Source organism: Cohnella rhizoplanae, from assembly GCF_948329515.1.
Lineage (GTDB): Bacteria > Bacillota > Bacilli > Paenibacillales > Paenibacillaceae > Cohnella > Cohnella rhizoplanae.
Map to the genome: position 1 here is coordinate 97,141 of NZ_CAOJCN010000018.1, position 21,123 is coordinate 118,263.

18 protein-coding genes are annotated in these 21,123 nt (G+C 64.2%); 15 read left to right on the plus strand and 3 right to left on the minus strand.

Annotated features, from left to right (window positions below):
- Positions 1–36: 36 nt before the first annotated feature.
- On the plus strand, positions 37–912 hold the full coding sequence (locus tag PQG80_RS21855) for a helix-turn-helix domain-containing protein (RefSeq protein ID WP_271753740.1): 876 nt from the start codon (positions 37–39) through the stop codon (positions 910–912).
- A 31-nt stretch (positions 913–943) separates the two neighbouring features.
- Here PQG80_RS21855 and ilvN read toward each other — a convergent pair whose 3' ends face one another.
- Entirely contained in the window at positions 944–1,420 is a 477-nt protein-coding gene (ilvN, locus tag PQG80_RS21860; RefSeq protein ID WP_271753741.1) for an acetolactate synthase small subunit, read from the minus strand.
- Positions 1,417–3,270, minus strand: coding sequence for a biosynthetic-type acetolactate synthase large subunit (ilvB, locus tag PQG80_RS21865; protein WP_271753743.1), 1,854 nt, complete (start codon positions 3,268–3,270; stop codon positions 1,417–1,419). Before ilvB ends, ilvN begins: the two co-directional genes overlap by 4 nt.
- A 121-nt stretch (positions 3,271–3,391) precedes the next feature.
- Between ilvB and PQG80_RS21870 the strand changes: the two genes are divergently transcribed.
- The 7 genes from PQG80_RS21870 (at position 3,392) to PQG80_RS21900 (ending at position 11,312) form a co-directional block, all read left to right on the plus strand.
- On the plus strand, positions 3,392–5,608 hold the full coding sequence (locus PQG80_RS21870; protein ID WP_271753744.1) for a helix-turn-helix transcriptional regulator: 2,217 nt from the start codon (positions 3,392–3,394) through the stop codon (positions 5,606–5,608).
- A gap of 932 nt (positions 5,609–6,540) precedes the next feature.
- A complete protein-coding gene (locus PQG80_RS28900; protein ID WP_432432791.1) occupies positions 6,541–7,101 on the plus strand; it encodes a sensor histidine kinase in 561 nt (186 codons plus the stop codon).
- The gene (locus PQG80_RS21880; RefSeq protein ID WP_271753746.1) at positions 7,088–7,783 is read left to right on the plus strand and encodes a response regulator transcription factor; all 696 of its coding nucleotides are present in this window, start codon (positions 7,088–7,090) and stop codon (positions 7,781–7,783) included. Before PQG80_RS28900 ends, PQG80_RS21880 begins: the two co-directional genes overlap by 14 nt.
- A gap of 98 nt (positions 7,784–7,881) precedes the next feature.
- Positions 7,882–8,592, plus strand: a complete 711-nt coding sequence (locus tag PQG80_RS21885) for a YwaF family protein (RefSeq protein WP_271753747.1) — start codon at positions 7,882–7,884, stop codon at positions 8,590–8,592.
- Positions 8,589–10,175 carry a DUF2339 domain-containing protein gene (locus PQG80_RS21890; protein ID WP_271753748.1) on the plus strand — a complete coding sequence of 529 codons (1,587 nt, stop codon included), beginning with the start codon at positions 8,589–8,591 and terminating at the stop codon, positions 10,173–10,175. The genes PQG80_RS21885 and PQG80_RS21890 overlap by 4 nt, the downstream gene beginning before the upstream one ends.
- A gap of 47 nt (positions 10,176–10,222) precedes the next feature.
- Positions 10,223–10,531: a hypothetical protein gene (locus tag PQG80_RS21895; RefSeq protein WP_271753750.1), complete on the plus strand. Its 309-nt coding sequence runs from the start codon at positions 10,223–10,225 to the stop codon at positions 10,529–10,531.
- A gap of 10 nt (positions 10,532–10,541) precedes the next feature.
- Positions 10,542–11,312, plus strand: a complete 771-nt coding sequence (locus PQG80_RS21900) for a DUF817 domain-containing protein (RefSeq protein ID WP_271753774.1) — start codon at positions 10,542–10,544, stop codon at positions 11,310–11,312.
- A 64-nt stretch (positions 11,313–11,376) separates the two neighbouring features.
- On the opposite strand, the gene PQG80_RS21905 is transcribed toward PQG80_RS21900, so the two are convergent.
- On the minus strand, positions 11,377–11,892 hold the full coding sequence (locus PQG80_RS21905) for a DinB family protein (protein ID WP_271753751.1): 516 nt from the start codon (positions 11,890–11,892) through the stop codon (positions 11,377–11,379).
- A gap of 250 nt (positions 11,893–12,142) precedes the next feature.
- Here PQG80_RS21905 and PQG80_RS21910 point away from each other — a divergent pair, with 250 nt between their 5' ends.
- The 7 genes from PQG80_RS21910 to PQG80_RS21940 all read left to right on the plus strand — a co-directional run bounded on the left by PQG80_RS21910 (position 12,143) and on the right by PQG80_RS21940 (position 21,059).
- The gene (locus PQG80_RS21910; protein ID WP_271753753.1) at positions 12,143–12,349 is read left to right on the plus strand and encodes a DUF2759 family protein; all 207 of its coding nucleotides are present in this window, start codon (positions 12,143–12,145) and stop codon (positions 12,347–12,349) included.
- A gap of 169 nt (positions 12,350–12,518) precedes the next feature.
- Positions 12,519–13,640: a S1C family serine protease gene (locus tag PQG80_RS21915; protein WP_271753754.1), complete on the plus strand. Its 1,122-nt coding sequence runs from the start codon at positions 12,519–12,521 to the stop codon at positions 13,638–13,640.
- A 20-nt stretch (positions 13,641–13,660) separates the two neighbouring features.
- Positions 13,661–15,592 (plus strand): stalk domain-containing protein, encoded by a 1,932-nt coding sequence (locus PQG80_RS21920; protein WP_271753756.1) that lies wholly within the window; start codon positions 13,661–13,663, stop codon positions 15,590–15,592.
- A gap of 146 nt (positions 15,593–15,738) precedes the next feature.
- Positions 15,739–18,258, plus strand: coding sequence for a U32 family peptidase (locus tag PQG80_RS21925; protein WP_271753757.1), 2,520 nt, complete (start codon positions 15,739–15,741; stop codon positions 18,256–18,258).
- 235 nt (positions 18,259–18,493) lie between these two features.
- Positions 18,494–19,843, plus strand: coding sequence for a UDP-glucose dehydrogenase family protein (locus PQG80_RS21930; protein WP_271753758.1), 1,350 nt, complete (start codon positions 18,494–18,496; stop codon positions 19,841–19,843).
- 21 nt (positions 19,844–19,864) lie between these two features.
- Positions 19,865–20,740: a UTP--glucose-1-phosphate uridylyltransferase GalU gene (gene galU / locus PQG80_RS21935; RefSeq protein WP_271753760.1), complete on the plus strand. Its 876-nt coding sequence runs from the start codon at positions 19,865–19,867 to the stop codon at positions 20,738–20,740.
- A 103-nt stretch (positions 20,741–20,843) separates the two neighbouring features.
- Positions 20,844–21,059 carry a hypothetical protein gene (locus PQG80_RS21940; RefSeq protein ID WP_271753762.1) on the plus strand — a complete coding sequence of 72 codons (216 nt, stop codon included), beginning with the start codon at positions 20,844–20,846 and terminating at the stop codon, positions 21,057–21,059.
- The last annotated feature ends 64 nt before the right edge of the window (positions 21,060–21,123 follow it).

The following is a 21,123-nucleotide window of genomic DNA, read 5'->3' on the forward strand; positions in this document are numbered from 1 at the left end:
AAATATCCCGTTTTTTTATCATTGGGGAGGGTTTTTATGACCGTTTTTCCCGTAAATAAAAACTTGAGCGATTACGAGATGATCGAACGCGACTTCCCGTTTTATGTCTCCATCAACGAGATTCGCCGTGCCTACCCCGTGCACCGGCACGATTTTCTGGAGTGCTCGCTCGTGATCGGAGGGGAAGGCTACGAGAAGATTAACGGCGTGAATCATCCCATGAGCCGGGGCACGTTCACGCTGCTGCTCCCTTTCCAGATCCACGAGATCGTCACCACCTCCCCGGAGCCGCTGCGCCTTTACAACTGCATGTTCGCGATGGAGCTGTTGATCGCCTCGTCCAAGGCGGAGTCGTCGCACCTGCAGTCGCTGCTCATGGAGAACCAGCAGCCGTACATTCATTTCGGTCCCGACGAGCTGGCGCCGCAGGAGCAGCTGTTCGCGGACCTGCTGCGCGAATACGCGGGCGGCCAGCCGTACCGCAAGGAGCTGCTGCCGCTTCGCCTGCACGAGCTGCTGATCCGCTTCCAGCGCAAGCGGCTGCAGCTGGCGAAGGACGCGAGCAGGTCGGAGCAGGCGAGAAGAAGCGGCTTCGTGTGGCCCATCCTGGAATACATCCACTACAACTACCGGGAGGACCTGACGCTCTCCGATCTGTCCTTCCGCTTCGACATCCATCCCACCCGGCTCAGCGTCGAGATCAAGAAGCACGCGGGCATCAACTTCCTGCATCTCCTGCACCACATCCGGATCCGGCACGCTTGCAGCCTGCTCGTGGCGACGGACATGAGCATTCTCGATATCGCGATGGAGGTCGGGTTCCGATCTTACAAGGTGTTCGCCAGAACGTTCAGGGAGAATAAAGGAAAAACCCCCGGCGCTTATCGCCGGGAGCACATGAACGCGTATTGAGGGGAGGGGGAGGGAGAGGGGAGCCCGCGAGCTAACGGGTCATCGCCGTCTCGCCGGTCCGTGCGATCTCCAGGATGCCGTAGTCCTGCAGCAGGGTGAGCAGGGCGTCGTTCTTCTCCCGGTCGCCAACGGACTGGATCATCATGGTCGCGGGTCCGACGTCGACGACGACGCAGCGGAACGTCTCGATCACGGCGCGGACGGCAGCCCGCGATGCCGGCGGCACGGACAGCCGGACCAGCATCAGCTCCCGCACGACGGAAGGCCTGACGCTCAGATGGGAGACGGAGACGACGTCGATCAGCTTGCGCAGCTGGCTGGCGATCTGCCCGAGCTCCCGCTCGCTCCCCCTGGCCGCGGCGATCAGCCTCGAATGCCCATCCAGTTCCGAAGCCCCGACGGTCACGCTGTCGATATTGTAGCCCCTGCGCGAAAAAAGGCCGCTGACCCGCTGCAGCACGCCCGGACGATCCCGCACGAGCACGCTCAAGTAATGCCGGTCGTTCATCGGGCTCCCTCCTTTTTGTCCTCGTCTGCGTTATTTTCCGAGTCTGTGTCCGTGTCCTTGTCCGTGTCCGAATCCCCCAGGAGCATGTCCTGCAGCCGCTTGCCCTGCGGCACCATCGGGTAGACCAGCTCGTCTTTGTCGACGACGAAGTCGATCAAGACCGGTCCGTCCGTCGCCAGCGCCTCCGCCCATACGGCCTCGGCCTCGCGCTTGCTCTCGGCCCTGAGCCCCTTGACGCCGTAAGCCTCGGCCAACAGCACGAAGTCCGGGCTGCCGCCGAGATCGATATGGCTGAACCGCCCCTCGTAGACGAGCTCCTGCCACTGCTTGATCATGCCGAGCGTCCGGTTATTGATGACGACGATCTTCACCGGTATCTTGTGAATCGCGCAGACGGCCAGCTCCTGGGCGCACATCTGCATGCCGCCGTCCCCGTTGACGGAGACGACGACGCGGTCGGGGTTGCCGATCTGCGCGCCGATCGCGGACGGGAAGCCGAAGCCCATCGTGCCGAGCCCGCCTGAAGTGAGCAGCGAGCGCGGGCGGTCGAACCGCCCGTATTGGGCCGCCCACATCTGGTGCTGGCCGACGTCCGTCGTGACGATCGCGTCTCCGCCGGTCGTGCGGGCGATCATCTCGATGACGTACTGCGGCTTGAGCACGTCGTCCGAGTCGCGATAGCGAAGCGGGTAGGCCGACTTCCAGGCCGAGACGCGGGCGAGCCAGGCGGATCGTGCGGCCTCGGGGATGCGGGTGCCGGCTTGGGCGACGTCGGCTTGGGCGGTGACGGCGGCAATCTCCAGCTCGCGGTTCAGCGCTTCGAGGGAGAGCCGCGCATCCCCCTGTACGGGATAGTCGACCTGCACCAGCTTGCCGATCTCCGCCGCGTCGATGTCGACGTGGGCGATGGCCGCTCCCTGCGCGAAGCCGTCGAGCCGCATCGTCACGCGATCGTCGAAGCGCGCGCCGACCGCGACGAGCAGATCGCATTGAAGGATCGCCTGGTTGGCGGCGTACGTACCGTGCATGCCCGGCATGCCCAGCCACAGCGGGTCGCCGGCGGGGAGCGCGCCCATCCCCATCAACGTCGTCGTCACCGGGATGCCGGCGCCGCGCGCCAGGCGGGCAAGCGCCTCCGCGGCGCCGCTCTGGATGACGCCCCCCCCCGACAGCAGCAGCGGGCGCTCGGCCAGGCGGATCGCGGCGGCGAGCGCGCGGATGGCCTCTCCGTCGGGGTTCGCGGCCGGCTGCGCGGACGGCGGCAGCTCGATCCGCTCGGGGTAGACGAACTCGACGACCGCGGCGGACACGTCCTTCGGAATGTCCACGATCACGGGTCCGGGTCTGCCCGCGTTCGCGATCGCGAACGCTTCCCGGATCGTACCGGCCAAGTCTTCCGCGTGCCGGACGAACAGTCCGTGCTTCGCGACCGGCTGCGTAATGCCGATGATGTCGGCCTCCTGGAAGGCGTCGGTGCCGATGAGCGTCGTGGCGACGTTGCCGGTGATCACGACGAGGGGCACCGAGTCCATATGCGCCGTGGCGATGCCGGTAACCAGATTCGTCGCGCCGGGACCCGACGTCGCCAGGCAGACCCCGGTCTTGCCGGTCGACCGCGCATAGCCGTCCGCCGCATGGACCGCGCCTTGCTCGTGGCGCGTCAGCACGTGCTTGAAGGCCGGATTGCCGTGCATCGCGTCGTAAATATAGAGCACCGCGCCGCCGGGATAGCCGAAGACGCATTCCACGCCTTCGAGCAGCAGCGTTCGGAGCAGAATCTCGGAGCCGCTCAGCCGTTCTCTGCGGAGCAGTCGCTCGCGCATGCTCTCTTTCGTTTCGATCGTTTCCATCGCTCGTGCGCCTCCTTGGACCTGATTGCTCCCAACGTACCATGGTCCGCTATGCGGAGGCGCTATCCTTTCGGATACATTGATAGTATACTTTTCGATAAAAAAGGAAGGGGGCTTGCGCATGTCGGGAACGATCGGGGAACGCCTCGCGCGGTTGATGGAAGATCACTTCGTCGGCCGGGCGTTCGAGCTGGGCGTGTTCGCGGACCGGCTCGGCGGGGCGGGAGCGGAGCGTCTGCTGAACGTCTACGGCTCGGCCGGCATGGGCAAGACCTACCTGCTCCGGCAGTACGCGATCATGGCGAGGGCGGCAGGCTGCGCTGTCGCCGAAGTCGATGCGCCGGATGCGCTGCGGGGAAAGGACGAGTTCTTGCGCCGGCTGCTGGCCGCGCTGGGCGAACGGCCGACGGGGGACGGGGCGGGGGCGGATGCGTCGGGCGAATCCGCGCCGGAGCGGGAGCCGGAGCTGTATCCGCATCCGCCTAGCATGGCGTCCGCGGCATCCGTTCCCCTTGAGGAGCGCTGCTTCGAGGCGATCCGGTCGCGGGAGCGGGAAGGCGGCTTCGCGCTGCTGATCGACGGCTGCGACTCGCTCGGCAGCCTGGACCACTGGCTGCGCGAGGCGTTCCTCCCGGGCCTGCCGGGGGGCTGCCTCATCGTGATGGCGGGCCGGCGGCCGCTCGAGGGCGTCTGGGCGTCGAATCCCGCCTGGCGCAGGCTCATCGTCCGGCTGCCGCTGCGCGAGCTGTCCTACGAGGAGATCGGCGCCTATCTCGCAGCCTGGGGCATGGCGGACGAGGCCGCGATCGACGCGATATGGCTGCGGACGCTCGGCCACCCGCTCGCGCTGTCCTTGCTCGCGCCGGACGGACCGACCGGCGCGCTGGCCGGCCGGCTTGGCGCGGATACGCCGGACGCTCCCGCGCCGGCGGAGGAGAGAATGGCAGGTACCACCGCGCTGGAGCGCGTATGGGAGTCATGGCTGTCGGAGATCGCGGACGAAGGGCTGCTGCAGGCGCTGTACGCGGCGTCGGCGGTGCGCACGTTTAACCTGGAGACGCTCGGCGAATTGACGGACCGGGCGCTCCCGCCATCTTTGTTCGCCGCGATCTGCCGGCTCTCGTTCGTCAGCCGGAGCAGCGGCGGATGGCAGCTGCAGGAGTTCGTATGGGAGCATCTGCGCGGCCGGCTGCGGGAGACGATGCCGGAGACGTACGCCCGGTACGAAGCGCGCGCGGCCGCCCATTATCGCAGGCAGATCGAGGAGGAGTGGCGGACAGGACGCAGGCTCGGTCCCGCTTGGGGCGAGCTGCTGCGGCATGCCGGCAATCCGGTGCTGCGCGCCCACTTCCGCCATGCCGCGGACGCCGGCAGCCTGTGGGAGCCGATGCACGCCGGCACGCTCGACGAAGCGCTCGGCTATATCGCGCGCCGCAGGCGGGACGAGCGGGACTGGAAGGTCGTCTGCGGCGACCCGGATTCGGGCGCGATGTACCGCTTCGCGCTGCCGCAGGCGACGACGCAGAGCCGCCTCCGGCATCTCGATCCGGCGCGCCTGCTCGCGCTCGCGCCCGGCGCGGTCCGGCTGCTGCGCGACCGGGAAGGCCATGTCGCCGGCATCGCGGCGATCGTGCCCATCGACGGCCGCACGCTCGGCGAGCTGTCGGCCCTGCCGGTCTCGCGCGCTTACTTCGCAGCCTGGCCGGCAGCCAAGAGACGCGCGCTCGCGGCGGACCCGTCGCGGGTCGAAGGCTGGTACGTCTATGCGATGGACGCCGAGAGCCTGGAGCGCGAGGAGCTGCGGAGCGCCATGCTGCAGCCGCTGTTCGAGCTGATCGCCGAGGGGAGCCTGCTGGTCGAGTCGCCGCCGCCTCACGATTATTACCGGCTGAGCAAGCGGAGCCTCGGCTTCGTCGAGGTGCCGGAGGCCGCTCATGCGGACTATGGGGACGGAGAGACGGCTGCGACCTACGAGCTCGATACGCGCGGCGGCGGGATGCGTGAGTTCCTGCGGCGCACGGGCGCCTGGCCGGACGATGCCGGGACAGAGTCGCTGTCGTCCGCTTCCGCCTTCGTACCCGAGACGAGCTCGCCCGATCCCGCCGTAACCGCCTTCCGCCCGGCGCGAGGCACGGCGGCGAGCCTCACGCCTCGCGAGCGCGAGGTCGCCGGCAGGCTGGTGCTCGGCGAGACGAACGCGCAGATCGGCGCGGCCTTGTACGTCAGCGAGGCCGCCGTCAAGAAGCACGTCAACGCCATGCTGTCCAAGTACGGCCTGCGGAACCGGACGCAGCTGGCCGCGCGGCTGTTGGAGGAAGGCGAGAACCCGCCCGATTAACCGCCCGATTAACCCGCCCGTGAACCCGCCCGATTAACCAGCCCGGCCATTATGAAGAAGGAGGACCTCGGATGCTGTTCGTATGGCCGGTCTTGTGGGCGGTGGCGCTCTTTCTGCTGGCTGCCGGCTCGGGCTCCTCCGCGTCCCGGCGCCTCGCCGCGGTGTCCTTCTTCGCCGGGACGGGCGCGCTGGCTGCCGTCCTCGATCTGAACCTCATTCCCGCTCTGGCGGAGGGGGCGGTCCGCGACCGGTGGGAGCCGCCGCTCTACCGGCTCCAAGCCGCGGCTTCGGTCAGCTCCTATTACGGCGTACCATACGCTTTTCTGCTGTTCGCGCTGGCGTTCCGGCCCGTGCGCATGCCGCCTGCGCTGCGGCGGGCGCTGCCGGTCGTCCTTTTGCTGCCGATCGCGCTCTGCCTGCTCCTGACGCCGGGCTATACCGAGCGCTATCCGGTTTCCTTCGACATCGTCGTCTGGTGGGCGGCCCCGTATATCCTGTACGGCTCGGCGCACATCCTGGCGCTGCACCCCCGGCGCTCGCCTCTCTCCCCGACCTATTGGATCGTTTGCCTGGCCGTGGTACCGCCCGTCCTGTTTCTGATGGTCATGAGCTACGTGCTGCCCAGCCTCGGCATGCTGCGGATGTGGGTATACAATGCATGGGTCGCGTCGCTCGCGGTCGCGGTATTCCTCGTCGGCCTGTTCAGCTACGGGTTCATGGGCGTCCGTCTGCTCGTCGACCGCCGCCGGCTGGATACGACGTGGAGGGCGGTCGGCGCCGGTACCGCGATCCTGAACCACGCCATGAAGAACGACGCGGGAAAGCTGCGGCTGTTCGGGGAAAAAACGAAGCGCTACGCGGAGCGGACCGGGCAGCCCGAGCTGCTGCAGGATATCGAGACCATGCTGTCCGCGTCGCTGCACATGCAGGAGATGATCGCCCGCGTCCACCGGCGCACCGGCGATCTGGAGCTGCGCCGGACGGGCGTCCGCCTGGGCGGGCTCGTCCGCGCTACGCTCGCCGCGCTCGAGCCGCAGCTCGAGGGCGTGCGGCTGCGGCTCGAGCTGCCGGCGCGGGAGTGGCAGGCGGAGGTGGACGCGGCGCAGCTCGGCGAGGCGCTGAGCAACGTCGTCTCCAACGCGGCGGATGCGATGCGGGGGCGCGGCGGGACGCTGACGGTGAAGCTGTCGGAGGGTCGGCGGGAGCTTGTCGTCGAGGTGGCCGACACCGGGCCGGGCATGACCCGGAGCCAGCGCGCGCATGCGCTGGAGCCCTTTTATACGACCAAGGGCGGCGGGACGAACTTCGGTCTCGGCTTGCCCTATGCGTATCAAGTGATGCGCAAACACGGCGGAACGCTCACGGTGCGCAGCAGGATCGGGCAGGGGACGACCGTCTACATGGCGCTGCCCAAGCGGAGCGTGCGCGCGGAGCCGGTCGCGTCTTCGCGTGCGGCGGACAAAAGGGAGGCAGGTCTGGATGCAGGACATTAAGATATGGATCGTCGAGGACGACGAGGACTGGCGCAGGGGGCTTGTCTCCTACCTGGGCGAAGAGCCGGGCTTGCAGGTAACGCTGGCCAGCGGTGAACCGGACCGGGTGCGCGGGGCGCTTCGGGACGCGCAGCGCGACCCGCTGCCCGACGTCGTCCTCATGGATATCATGCTGCACGGCGTGCCGGAGGGCATCGCGCTGGCCGAGGAGACTGCGGCCGCCGGCGCGCGGGTCATCATGCTGACCTCGATGGAGGAGAAGGACCTCATCCTGGGTTCTTTCCAGGCGGGCGCCATCGACTACCAGCTCAAGACGGACTTCGAAGGCTTGCCCGCCGCGATCCGCGCCGCCGCCCGGCGCGAGGCGCCGATCAGCCCGGCGGCCGCCGAGCGGATGCGGGAGGAATTCAGGCGGCTCAAGGCGCTCGAGCGGGAGTTCGAGACCAAGAAGCTGCAGGATCTCATCACCCCCGCCGAGCTGCAGCTGCTGGAGATGGTCGACCGCGGCTATTCCCAGTCGCAGATCGCGGACAGGCAGTTCATCTCGATCCGCACGGTAAAGAACCACATCAATCACATCCTCCGCAAATTAGGCGTTCCCGGCTCCAAGGAAGCGGCCAGGCGGGCCAGGGAGATGGGGCTTTTCCGGCCGGGGGACGGCGGGCGGGAGCCGCCGGAATAAACGACATCGCTTAGCGCCAAGATGGTACCACATAAAGATGGTACTATTTTTTTTGCCCCGATTTTCTAAAATGAGGGAGAAGAGAGGGGGCGCGAGCCATGAGGTTCGAACCATACACGGCGCCGCATTGGGCGGCGCTCGGGCTGCTGGCGCTGCTCGTCGCCGGCCTGTGCCTGCAGCGTCGCCAGCTGCGGGGCTCGAAGCGGATGCGTGTCGGACTGGCCGCCTCGGCCGTCGTTGTCGAGACGGCCATGCTGGCCGAGCGCGCCGTCACGCGGGACTGGGACGTCTACGCGCTGCCGCTGGAGCTGTGCAGCCTGATGATCTGGCTGACCGCGCTCATGGTGCTGACAGGCAGCCGGAGACTGTACGAGATCACCTTTTTCCTAGGCATCCTCGGCGCGGTCCAGGCGCTGGCGACGCCCGACCTGACGGCCCCGTTTCCGACATTCGGCTTCGCGCACTTCTTCCTCGGCCATATCCTGATCGTCTTCTCCAATCTGTACATGACGATCGTCGAAGGCTACCGCCCGACGCTGCGGTCCGCCCTGCGCGCCTTCGGTTGGCTGCAATTGCTGGCGGTGCCCGCCGCGATAGCCGACGCGCTGGCCGGGACCAACTTCATGTTCCTCGCCCGCAAGCCGCCGTCCGCGTCGCTGCTCGACCTGCTCGGCCCTTGGCCCTGGTACCTGCTCCAGCTCGAGGCCGTGGCGCTGGCGCTCTGCCTGCTCCTGCTCGGCATCGTCAAGCTTGCGGACCGATTGCTCCCTGGCGACACCCATTCCCCGAAGGAGGCCTCACCGTCATGACCGACCATTTGCGGAAGCATTGGACATCCCTGCTCGGCGTCGCGCTCGTACTGACCGCCTTTATCACCTTGTTCCGGTATACGATCGACCGCGGCTGGATCACCGATCCGATGAAGATCGGCTTCGGGCTGCTGGCCGGCGTCGGATTCGCCCTGGTCGGCGCGCGGATCGCGACCAAGCCCAGGGGGGCGGTAGCGGGCGAGATCGGCCTCGGCCTCGGCGCCTGCGTTCTCTATGCCACGGTCGCCTTCGCCGGCATCGCCTATGCGCTATGGGCACCCATGACCGTGCTGCTCGGCATGATCGCCGTCACCGCGCTGGCCGTCGCCTACGCCTGGCGGTTCGGCTCCCGTCTGCTCATGCATATCGCGCTTGCCGGCGGCCTGCTGTCGCCGATGCTGATGCTGCCCGAGACCGACCAGGTATTCGCGCTGTTCCTGTATTTGCTCGTGCTCAACGCCGCCTTTTTCTCGATCAGCATCGCCAAGGGATGGAGCGAGCTGAGGCCCGTCGCTTTTGCCGGCACCTGGGCGCTCTACGCCATCTACTTCTTCTGGTTCGACCCGGCGCTGGACGGCTGGGGGAACATGCCGATCCGGTACGCGCTGGCCGCCTTCCTGTTCTACCATGCCGGATGCCTGATCGCCAGCATGCGTCTCGGCCGCTGCTTCGACGGCATGAATATGTATCTGAGCCTCGCGAACGGCATATTATTCGGCGTATGGGCACTGATTATATTGCAGCGCGAGCTGCATAACGGCTATACGCTGGCTTTCATCGGCCTGCTGTTCCTCGCTGCGGCCGCCTTCGTGCTGCGGCAGTCCGGCCGCACGCTCGCTTACGCGCTGAGCCACGGCCTTAGCGGAGCGCTGCTCGTGCTGATCGCGCTGAGCCAGCTCGGCAGCGGCCTGGCCGTGAAGCCCATGCTGAACGTCTACCTTTGGGCCGGCGTCGCGATCGCCCTCGCGGCGGCGAGCCGAGTCCGCAAGCATTGGCTGCCGGAGGCGCTCTCCATGACGATCTGGTTCATCGTGGGCGTCTACTGGTTCTCCGCGACGTGGACGACGCCCCGGGGCGACTGGTTCGGCGCTTACGTCCCCTTCCTGAACTGGGGCGCCTTGTCCTGGATGCTGCTGGCCGCGCTCGGCTTCTACTATGCGATCGGCCGGCAGGTCTTCGGGGTCGAAGGCGCGGACCGCCAGCTCGTGTCCAACATCTTCGCGCTGGGCGCCCATCTCGTCATCGGCGGCTTGCTGACCGTGCAGATTATCGGCTTATTCGAGGCGTACGACTGGGGGAGCGGGGAAGGGACGCTGCTGCGGCTTGGTTTGTCGTTGGCTTGGGGCGTATACGCGCTGCTGCTGTTCCTCTGGGGCGCGTACCGCCGCGAAACTTTCTTCCGCTGGTTCGGCTCCGCCGTGCTGGTCGCGGTCGCGCTTAAGGCGATGATCCTCGATCTGCAAGGCGAGGAGACGCTGCTGAAGGTGCTCGTCCTGCTGGGGCTCGGGGGCATCTCCTTCCTGATCACTTGGGTGAACGGCAGATGGTCGCCGCGCGCGGAAAAGGCTGCAAATGGTAGATAAACGGGCGGAATCGCTTTATAATGCGGGAGTACGAAGATGACTGAGCGGTGCGCGGGGGCAAACCCCGCGCGCCGAGCCTTCGTCGGCCGTACGAATCGGACGGCAACCCGCCGGGGGAGGTACCCGCCATCGAAGTCAGCGCGCTGGCCATCGTTCTCGTATCGTTAATCTCCGTCGCCTGCGTCTGGAGTATGCTCGCGCTGATCGTCCGTCAAGCTATTCAAGCCTCGGGCACGTCGCACAAGCTCGACCTGCTGACGAAGGAGGTGCGGGCGCTCCGGCGCGAGCTGCGCGAGCGGGATTCCGGACCGCGGGACAGCGAGGTGAGAGGGCATCAAGTCGATCATAGCGTATAGGCCGCCCGTTCTGCAGGGGCTGCGCAGGTTTTGGCTGTTCGGCTGGAACCAGGCGCTGAGCTGCGTTTTTCCAGTCGTTATCTTTTCCGCGCTCGGACTGACCAAGATCGTCCACGTGCCCGGACTTGCGAGATACGATCTGATCCTGATCGTCTGCATCGCCGCGCAGGCTGCCATGCTGCTGGCGAAGCTCGAGACCGTCGACGAGCTGAAGGTCGTCACGATGTTCCATGTCATCGGCCTCGGACTGGAGCTGTTCAAGGTACAGATGGGCTCGTGGGCCTATCCCGAGGATGCCTGGTTCAAGATCGGCGGCGTGCCGCTGTACAGCGGCTTCATGTACGCGAGCGTCGCGAGTTATATATGCCAGGCGTGGCGTAGGCTTGATCTGAGACTGACCGGCTGGCCGCATGCCTGGGCTTCGACGGCGCTGGCGGTGCTCATTTACGCCAACTTCTTCACGCATCACTGGCTGCCGGATCTCCGTTGGGCGCTGATGGCGTTGCTGGCGGTGTTGTTTCTGAAGACGAAGGTCTATTACACGGTCGGCGGCAAGACCTTTGCCATGCCCATGCTGGCCGCGTACGTACTCATCGCGTTTTTTATCTGGCTGGCGGAAAATATATCGACGTTCCTCGGCGCCTGGCGCTATCCGAACCAGGAGGCGGGCTGGGCGCTCGTGCATTGGGGCAAGCTTAGTTCTTGGTTCATGCTCGTCATCATCAGCATCATCATCGTCGTGCAGCTCAAGGACCTCAAAACCTATCTGCGCAAAACGTAAAAAGCGGGCGCCTCCGATCGAAGGAGGTCCCGCTTTTCGCGTGCATGACGCCATATGGCTTGGATTATTTCAAATACTTTTCCTCGATTATGCGCAAGTGGTGCAGCTCATGGCCGCTATTAATGCAGGCCAGCGCCCGCACGCTGACCGGGCTGCCGTTCGCGTTGCCGATCCGCTTCCAGTCATCGTCCCGCAGTCCGCGGAGCAGCGTCAGCGTCGATTCGCGCACCGTCCGGTAGTCCTCGGCCAGCTGCGCCGGCGTCCAGCCCTCGAACGGACCGTTCGGCACGAGCTCGTCCTGCTCGTAGCCCGGTAGGCTCGTCTGGTCGCCGCGGGCGATGCGGAGCAGCCGGTAACTCTGGATGCGCTCATTGTCGCTGATATGGCCGATGACCTGCTTGAGCGACCATTTGCCCGGCGCGTAGCGATAATTCGCCTGCGCCTCCGTAAGTCCGGCGATCAGGCCGAGCGTGCGCGCCTTCTGCGCCTCCAGAATCTCGATGATGTCGCCCTCCGGGGCGAGCGAGACGTACTGGCCTTGGTAAGGCGTGTATTCGCGGGAATCGGGACGTTCGCGCATAGCTTGATTGCCTCCTCCGTAAAGTTTGTACTGAGCGTATAGCCGGCCGGCGAGCGTTGTCAACCTTTCGTTCAAGATAAGTGAAGCCGCCGGCGGCGCGGTTATAAATAATGGCGGAGATGGACAAGGTATTTTCCAAGGCATGAATGTGACAAAGTTGTTACGGCGAAACATTCGGACTTGCAACGGCGGCGTCTAATGGCTAACATAGAGGATACTGGGAAAGTTATGAGATGAGGGAGGACAACCCATGTTTCTCGCGGAAAATGCGGCTGAATCCGCAAGCACGTTCGCGGTATTCGACATTTTCATGGTTATCATCACGGTTCTGATCGTAGTCGGGCTCGTTCGCCTCTTGAGGCAGCGTCCCAATAAGAACGTTTTCGCCATCGGATTCACGGCGGTATCCCTGATCATCTTTTTGATCGCGGACGTCAAGATGGTCAGCGGCTGGTAACCGCACCGGCCACCCACAACTCTATTTAATAACAAGAGAGCCGACCTTAGCGTCGGTTCTCTTTTTTAGATTCGACACGTTTCGACAGGATCTCCGATATCGCCTCGGCTAGGATTCTGATATTGTGAGTAGGTGATTATTTACAAACGAGGGGAAGCTGGGGAGCGGATTGTTTAAAAAGTTAAAGGGCAAAGCGGCGATCGGTGCCGCGTTTTTTTCGTTCGGGCTGCTGATGGCCGGTTCGGCGACGGCGGCGGCGCCTGCCGCGGGCGCCGTCAGTCTGCCGGTCAAGGTCATTAACGGCGAAGCCTATGTCAAAGCCACGGCCTTGACTGCCGCGCTGGGCGGCACCGGCACTTACGACAAGGCGAGCCAGACATACAAGTACGCGCCCGCGGACGTGCCGTCCGTCATCAAGCAGGTGGCGCCGAGCGTCGTCGCCATTATCGGCAAGCCGGACGCGGAGGGCGGCCGGTTCGCGCTGGCGCACGGTACGGGCGTCATCATCAAGCCGGACGGGTTGATCGTCACCAACGCCCACGTCGTGCAGGACATGTCCCGGATCGTCGTCGTGACGGCGGACGGCAAGGAGTACGAGGGCGTGCGCAAGCAGATGGACGTCACCAGCGACCTGGCGCTCGTGCAGATCAAGGCGAGCGGACTGAAGCCCGCGAAGTTCGCGGCTTCGCCGCTTAAGGTGACGGTCGGCGAGACGGCGATCGCCATCGGCACGCCGGTGTCCTTCTCGCTGCGCAACACGGCCACGGTCGGCGTCATCAGCGGGCTCAACCGGTCCGTATCCGACGACTACAACCTGCTGCAGACGGACGCGGCGATCAATCCGGGCAACAGCGGCGGTCCGCTCGTGAACATGAAGGGCGAGGTCGTCGGCATCAACTCCATGAAGTTCGTCGACGTCGACATCGACAGCATGGGCTTCGCCATTCCGGCGGATACGGTGCAATACGTGCTCAATCAGTTTGCCAAATACGGCAAGGTCATGCGCCCGTCGCTGGGTCTGGAGCTCGAGGAGAGCTGGTCCGCCGTCGTCGGCCTGCCGACCGAGGAGCCGATGACCGTCACTGCGGTCGTATCCGCGGAGTCGCAGGCCGCAGGATTTAAGGTTGGCGACCAGATTTACGCGGTCGGCGGCAAGCAGATCGCCACGCTCGTAGAGCTGAGCGAGCTGCTCAAGTCCTACCTTCCCGGCGGGAAGATCGGCGTCACGGTATTGGCCGACGGCGATCTCGTGACCCGGCAAATCGTTCTGTCCAAGAGCTTGTCTCAATAAAAAGGAGCCTAATCAAACTTATGTCTAATATGAGGATCATCTTCAATTCTAAAACGTTCTTGTCCTTCCTGCTCGTCATGGCGCTCGCCATCGCCTCGGCTACGGCGGCCTTCGCCGCCACGGGCACGGCCGCCGCGACTGCGCAAGTCGTGATCAAGCTCAAGCTGGGCAGTGGACAAATGACGGTAGACGGCGTCGCCTCGGCCGTACAGCCTCCGTTCCAGAAAGGCGGCGTCACCTTCATCCCGCTGAGCGTGTTGACCAAAGGGATCGGCGCGCAGCTGCAGCTCGCGGGCAACAAGAAAATGACGCTGACGCACAGCGCGAGCCTGAAGGTCGTGATCGCGACGGGCAGTAAGACAGCATACGTGAACGGCGTGCAGAAGTCGCTGCCGGCGGCGCCCGTCGCCGTCAAGGGCTTCATGATGGTGCCGCTGCGCGTAGCCGAGCTGTTCGGCGCCAAGATCGCGTTCACCGCTTCGACCAAGGAGATCGTCATCAAGGGCCCGAAGGCCGCGGCCGCCGGCGGCAAAGCCGGCATCGACGCCGACGCCGGCAAGTCCAAGATCGGCGACAGCTACTTCCAGTGGTCGATGAACTATCCGACGGGACTCGCGCAGAACTATCAGTCCGGTACCGGCGACTTCATTTCTTTCCAGGACGTGAAGAAGGATTATTACCTGTCGGTATCGGTCGAAGACGCGGAAGAACCGCTGGATGCCAAGGCACAGTTGGATGAACTTAAAAGCTACATGGAGGATGAGACCGTAATTAACGTCAAGGAAGTGACGCTTCCTTCGGGCAAGTTACAGACGATGGTCACCAAGGCGTCCGACGGCTTCTACTACGAGTACCGCGGCATTCAGGCCAACGACCGTTTTTATATCCTGATGTTCGGCAAGAAGGCGAAGGCGGCTTCCGAGCTGGCTGCCAACGCGGCGCTCCTCAACAGCTTCGCGCCGCAGTTCGACGCCAAGAACGGCGCGCTGAAGGATCTGAGCAAGGTCAAGGACGGCGTCGTCACTTACACGGAAGAAGACTACGGCCTCGCGATCCAGCTTCCGCCGGAGTGGGATAACGGATACGACGATGACGGAGAGATCAGCTATTACAACGACGATGCTTCGATAACGTTCGATATCACCTCGCTTAAGTCCGGGGATACGCTCGATGCGTGGGTAGAACGCCAAAAAGCGGCCATCGACGAAGTGATCGCCGACAAATACAAGGAACCGTTCGTCACGACGGACATCGTGTGGAACGGCATTCCCGCCAAGATGGTGAAGCTCTCCTTTACGCAAGACGGGAAGTCCTGGATCGAGGATTATCGCATCTTTGCGATCAAGGGAGCTTATAAATACGATACGGATTTGAACTTTGAACGAGGAGAGTCCGAGCTGAATGCTGCGGATATTCTGGATAAGCTGCAGAACAACATGAAGGTGGACTTCGCCAGAGTCGAGAAAACGTTCGGTCAAGTGCCGGACCCGGAGGATGACATCGACCAGCACAAGACAGTCGTCAAGACGAGCAAAAAGAACGGATACAGCATAACCGTTCCCGAAGATTGGACGTACAACGGAATGAACATGGACCAAGAAGTCGTGACGTTCAACGGGGTTGGCCTGAATTTGCTCGTCGGCTTCGAAAAGGGCACTGCCATGCAAGGGTACCCGGAAATGATGGAAAAGAGCTATACTTCCGGCGGGCTCTGGAAGCTGGAGAGTCGTACGAACGAAACCTTGGCGGGCGAGGCGGCCGTCAAGATGGTACTTGTGCCGAATCTAACGTCGTCCGGGGGCGGCAGAATTACGCTCTACTTGATCGAGAAAAACGACAGCATCTACATGATCCAAGCCGCAATGAGCGACTCGAACGCAACCGAGTTCAATCTAAAGCAGATCGACGATGCGTTCAAGTCGTTCAAATTTAACAGCGGAATAAGAGTTTAAGCGTCGTGCTTAGTGGCGGCCTCTCCTTATCGGGAGCTGGCCGCTTTTTTACGCACCCACCGCGATTTTCCTTTGGTCCACGCGGCGGGCTTTGCTATACTAATAGAGAGAACGCCGCCTCGAGGCGGCATGGAGGTTAAGCATACATGAGCGATCAAGCCGCGGTGCGGCGTGAAGATATAGAACTGTTGGCTCCCGCCGGAGACTGGGAATGCATGCGGGCGGCCGTCGCGAACGGGGCGGACGCGGTCTTTTTCGGCGTGGAAAAATTCAATGCGCGGGCGCGCGCGAACAACTTCAAGATGGACGAGCTGCCCGAGATCATGGCATTTCTCCACCGGTACGGCGTCAAGGGCTTTCTCACCTTCAACATCCTGGTATTCGAGGACGAACTGAAGAATGCGCAGGAGCTCGTCGAAGCGTGCATCGACGCCGGCGTGGACGCGGTCATCGTGCAGGACCTCGGCCTCGTCAAGCTGATCCGCGAGATCTCGCCGGACTTCCCCATCCACGGCTCGACGCAGATGACGATCACCTCGCCGGAGGCGGTCGAGTTCACCAAGCCGTTCGGCATGGAGCGGGTCGTGCTCGGCCGCGAGAACAACCTCAAGCAGATCGCCAAGATCGGCGAGCAGGCGAAGCTCCCGATGGAGGTATTCGTGCACGGCGCGCTGTGCGTGTCCTACTCGGGTCAGTGCCTGACGAGCGAGATGTGGGGCGGGCGTTCCGCGAACCGCGGCGAGTGCGCGCAGGCCTGTCGACTGCCGTACGACCTGATGGTCGACGGCGAGCACAAGCCGATGGGCAACATCGCCTACCTGCTGTCGCCCAAGGACCTGGCGGCGATCGACATCATGCCGGAGCTGATCGAGGCCGGCGTCACGTCGTTCAAGATCGAGGGCCGGCTGAAGAGCCCGGAGTACGTGGCCAACGTCGTGAGCAAGTACCGCAGCGCCATCGACAAATACTTTGCGGGCCAGGACGCGAGGCCGTCTACCGAAGAAGTCCGCGAGCTTCAGCAGAGCTTCTCGCGCGGCTTCACGCACGGCTTCCTCGACGGTACGAACAACAAGCAGCTCGTCGAGGGCACCTTCCCCAAGAGCCGGGGCGTATACCTCGGACGCGTGGAGCGGCTGACGCGCGACAGCGTCGTCTGTCTGCTCGAGGCGCCGCTCAAGCGCGGCGACGGTCTCGTCTTCGACGCCGGCGATCCGACCAAGAAGGAAGAGGGCGGCCGCGTCTACGATCTGCGCCGAGGCAAGGCTAAGATTGAAGGCGAGATCGCGCAGGGCGGGGAGATCGAGATCGTCATGGGCAGGAACGACGTCGACCTGACCAAGCTCCATGTCGGCGACCGCATATGGAAGACGAGCGATCCCGCGCTCGACCGCCGCCTGCGCACGACGTTCGAGACGGACAAGCCGTACCGCACGTTCCCGGTGTCCGTCACCGTGTCCGGGCGCGAAGGCGAGCCGCTGCGCACGATCTGGACCGACGCGCAGAAGAATACGACCGTCGTCGTCCAGTCCGACATGCCGCTCGAGCGCGCCATGAATCGCCCGCTCGGACGCGAAGTGCTCGAGGAGCAGCTGGGCCGCCTCGGCGGCTCGCTGTATCATCTCGGCGAGCTGACCGTCGCGCTCGAGGGCGACGTCATCGTGCCGAAGAGCGAGCTCAACCGCATCCGCCGCGATGCGGTGCTGCAGCTCGAGCCGCTGCGCGACCGTCCGCCGGTCTACGCCAAGCGCGAGGTCGACGCCTACGGCGATGCGCCGCATCCGGCACCGTCCGTGCTCGAGGCGGGCGGCGGACGGCTGACCGTCCTGTGTCGCACCCTCGAACAGGTGCAAGCCGCCGTCCCGACCGACGCCGCGATGATATACGCGGATTTCGAGTTCATCAAGCAATTTCCCGACGCGATCGCGGTCTGCCGCGCGGCGGGCAAGCCGATCGCCCTGGCGACGCCGCGCATCCATATGCCCGGCGAGAACGGCTACCACCGCAACATCCTGAAGCTCGCGCCGGACGCGGTGCTCGTGCGCAATACGGGCGCGCTGTACTTTTACCTGAAGGAACGCATGGAGAATCCGGGCGCCAATCACCCGACGCTCATCGGAGACTTCTCCCTCAATGTGGCGAACCACAAGACGGTCCAGCTGTTCCGCGAGGCGGGGCTCGATTGGGTGACGCCCTCGTACGATCTGAACATTCAGCAGATGGTGGATATGCTGCGCCTGTCGGACACGTCGAGGCTGGAGCTCGTCATCCATCAGCATATGCCGATGTTCCATACGGAACACTGCGTCTACTGCACGTTCATGAGCGAGGGCACGAACTTCACCAACTGCGGACGTCCCTGCGAGGAGTCCCGCGCGTCGCTGCGCGACCGGATCGGATTCTCGCATCCGGTGCGGGTCGACGAAGGCTGCCGCAATACGGTGTACAACGCGATCGAGCAGTCCGGCGCGGAGTATCTGACGACGTTCCAGGAGCTGGGCGTGCCGTCCTACCGGGTCGAATTTCTCGAGGAAGACGCGGAAAAGGTGCGCGAGGTGCTGTCCCTGTACCGCGCGGCCATGCAGGGCCGGATCGGCGGCACCGAGGTATGGAAGAAGCTCAAGGCGATCAACCAGCTCGGCGTGACGCGCGGCCAGCTGGTCAAGTAACCGGAGGCCCGGTTTTATGCAAAAAGGCGAAAAGCCGCTTATCCTTCGGGATGGAGCGGCTTTTTGCGTCCCAGAAGACAGGTGAGGACGGGGAGTAGTTAGTCTAGCTCGTTGGCGTCCAAAACTGTTAGCGCACGATGAATTTAACATTCCGATAACCTGAAGCGCATTCAGGCTTGAGGTCCCGCTGATAAACTGGAGGCAAAACGGTAAGGATCTCAAGGAGGGAACGATCATGAGGATCGCGGTAGCGGGAGCGGGGATCGTCGGGTTGACGACAGCGGCGGGATTTGCGGATCTGGGTCATCAGGTGTACTGCTGCGACGCGGACGCCGACAAAATAGAGCGGATCGCTAGCAGTAAAATGCCCTATCTCGAGCCGGGGCTGGCCGAGCTTGTGAAGCGGGGACAGGATGCGGGCCGGCTCGCCTTCGGCACCGGCATGCAGCAGGCGGTCGGCGAATCCGAGGTCGTATTCCTCGCGATCGGTACCCCTGCTACGGACGACGGGGAAATGCTCCTGGCCCAGCTCTGGGACGCCGTCGACAGCATCGGGCCGCGTGCGGACGGCGCGCGTCTGCTGGTCGCCGTGAAGAGCACGGTGCCCGTCGGCACGGCGGACCGGCTGGAGGCGCGGCTTCGTTCGAGGCTGCCGGCGGACAGCCGCGCGGATGTCGTGTCCGTCCCCGAGTTCATGCGGGACGGCCTCGCCGTGCGGGACTTTTTCGAGCCGTCCCGCATCGTCGTCGGATCGGCTTCGCTCGACGCGGCCGAGACGATGGACCGGCTGCATCGCAGATTGGCCGCGCCTATCGTGCATACGGACCGGCGCAGCGCGGAGCTGGCCAAGCTCGCGGCGAGCGCCGCGCTCGCGATCAAGATTTCTTACGCCAACGAGATGGCCGCGCTGGCGGAGCAGACCGGGGCGGACTACCCGGACATCGCCCGCATCGTGGGGCTGGATCCGCGCATCGGCCCGCACTTTATCGGCGCCGGACTCGGCTATGGCGGCTCCAGCCTGCCCAAGGACACGCGTGCGCTCGTCCGCCTCGCGAGCGAGGCCGGCGCGCCGCAGACGGTCTTGTCGGCGGCCATACGCGCCAACGCCGCGCTGCCGCTGCGCATGGCGCGCAAACTGGAGGCCACGCTCAGCGGTCTGTCGCGGCGGCGGGTGGCCCTGCTCGGGCTGGCGTTCAAGCCAGGCACGTCGGACCTGCGGGAAGCGCCGTCGCTGCGGCTGATCGCCGAGCTCAAGAAGCGGTATCCCGGCATTGCGCTGGCCGCCTACGACCCCGCCGTGGACGGCTCCATGAAGCGGCAGCTGCCGGCCGGCGTCGGGCTGTACGGCTCCGCGGAGGAGGCGCTTCGCGGCGCGGACGCCGCGATCGTCGTGACGGATTGGCCGGAGATCCGCAAAATATCGGCAGAAGACTACAAAAGCTGGATGAGCAGGCCTATAATATTAGATGGACGCAACTGCCTGGACACGGGCGCCTTGAACGCGCAAGGCGTCGTGTGCATCGGAGTCGGGCGTCTGCCGGCCGCGCCGCAGGAAGTTTCGGCATACCACGGACGGCACGTATAATGTAGAGAGGAAGCCTGTCCCATGAAAGTCCGCAAGGCCATCATTCCCGCAGCCGGACTCGGCACCCGCTTTCTCCCCGCTACGAAGGCGATGCCCAAGGAGATGCTGCCGATCATCGACAAGCCGGGCATTCAATATATCGTAGAAGAAGCCGTCGCATCCGGCATCGAGGATATCATTATCGTCACCGGCAAAGGCAAGCGGGCGATCGAGGATCATTTCGACAGCTATTACGAGCTTGAGGAGAACCTGCGGCAGAAGGGCAAGCTGGATCTGCTCTCCGAGGTGCAGCACGCTTCGGATATGATCGACATTCACTATATTCGCCAAAAGGAAGCCAAGGGGCTCGGACATGCGATCTGGTGCGCGCGCAACTTCATCGGCGACGAACCCTTCGCCGTGCTGCTGGGCGACGACATCGTCCGCTCCGAGACGCCGTGCCTCAAGCAGATGATGGATGTTTACGACCAAGTGCAGAGCAGCGTGCTGGCCGTCAAGCGCGTGCCCGAGAACGAGATCTCCCGCTACGGCATCGTGGACCCGGCGGATGGCGCCGACCTGAGCAAGGATATCGTTCCGGTTCGCGGCGTCGTGGAGAAGCCCGCTGCCGAGCGCGCGCCCTCCAACATCGCCATTATGGGCCGTTACATTCTGACGCCGGCCATCTTCGGCCTTCTCGAGACCCAGGGTACCGGCGCTGGCGGCGAGATTCAGCTGACGGACGCCATCTCCCGGCTGCTCCGGCAAGAATCGGTCTACGCCTACGCCTTCGAGGGCGACCGCTACGATACCGGCGAGAAGCTCGGCTACCTGAAGACGATCGTCGACTTCGCGCTCGAGCGTCCGGATCTCGGCGAGGCGTTCAGAGCTTATCTGGAGAGCAAGCTGCGGGGTTGAGTTTACCCCTTATTATGAATAATCGCGTGAAGCGCACGCCGTCGTCCCCTTCGGGGATGGCGGCCTTTTTTGTTTGATTTTACGTATCCGGAGGTTATATTAGATGGCTAAATTCAAGCGTGGGAACGCCGATGACACCGTCAGCGCATTCATCGAAAAGCAGCGGAAATCCGCACGCGGCCAGCGTCCCGAGATGCTGAACCGCGACCTTAGTTGCACGATCAAGTTGCTGACAGACATTTTGCTGCCCGTGTTCGGTTCGCTCGAAGGCTTTCATCCAGAGCACGAGATCGTCGGCGCGAACGGGGTCAAGTCTTAACTCCAAGATTTGCGTGCGGAAATCCCCGCCGTTCGCCTTCCCCCTCGCCGCGATTTCCTGTAGA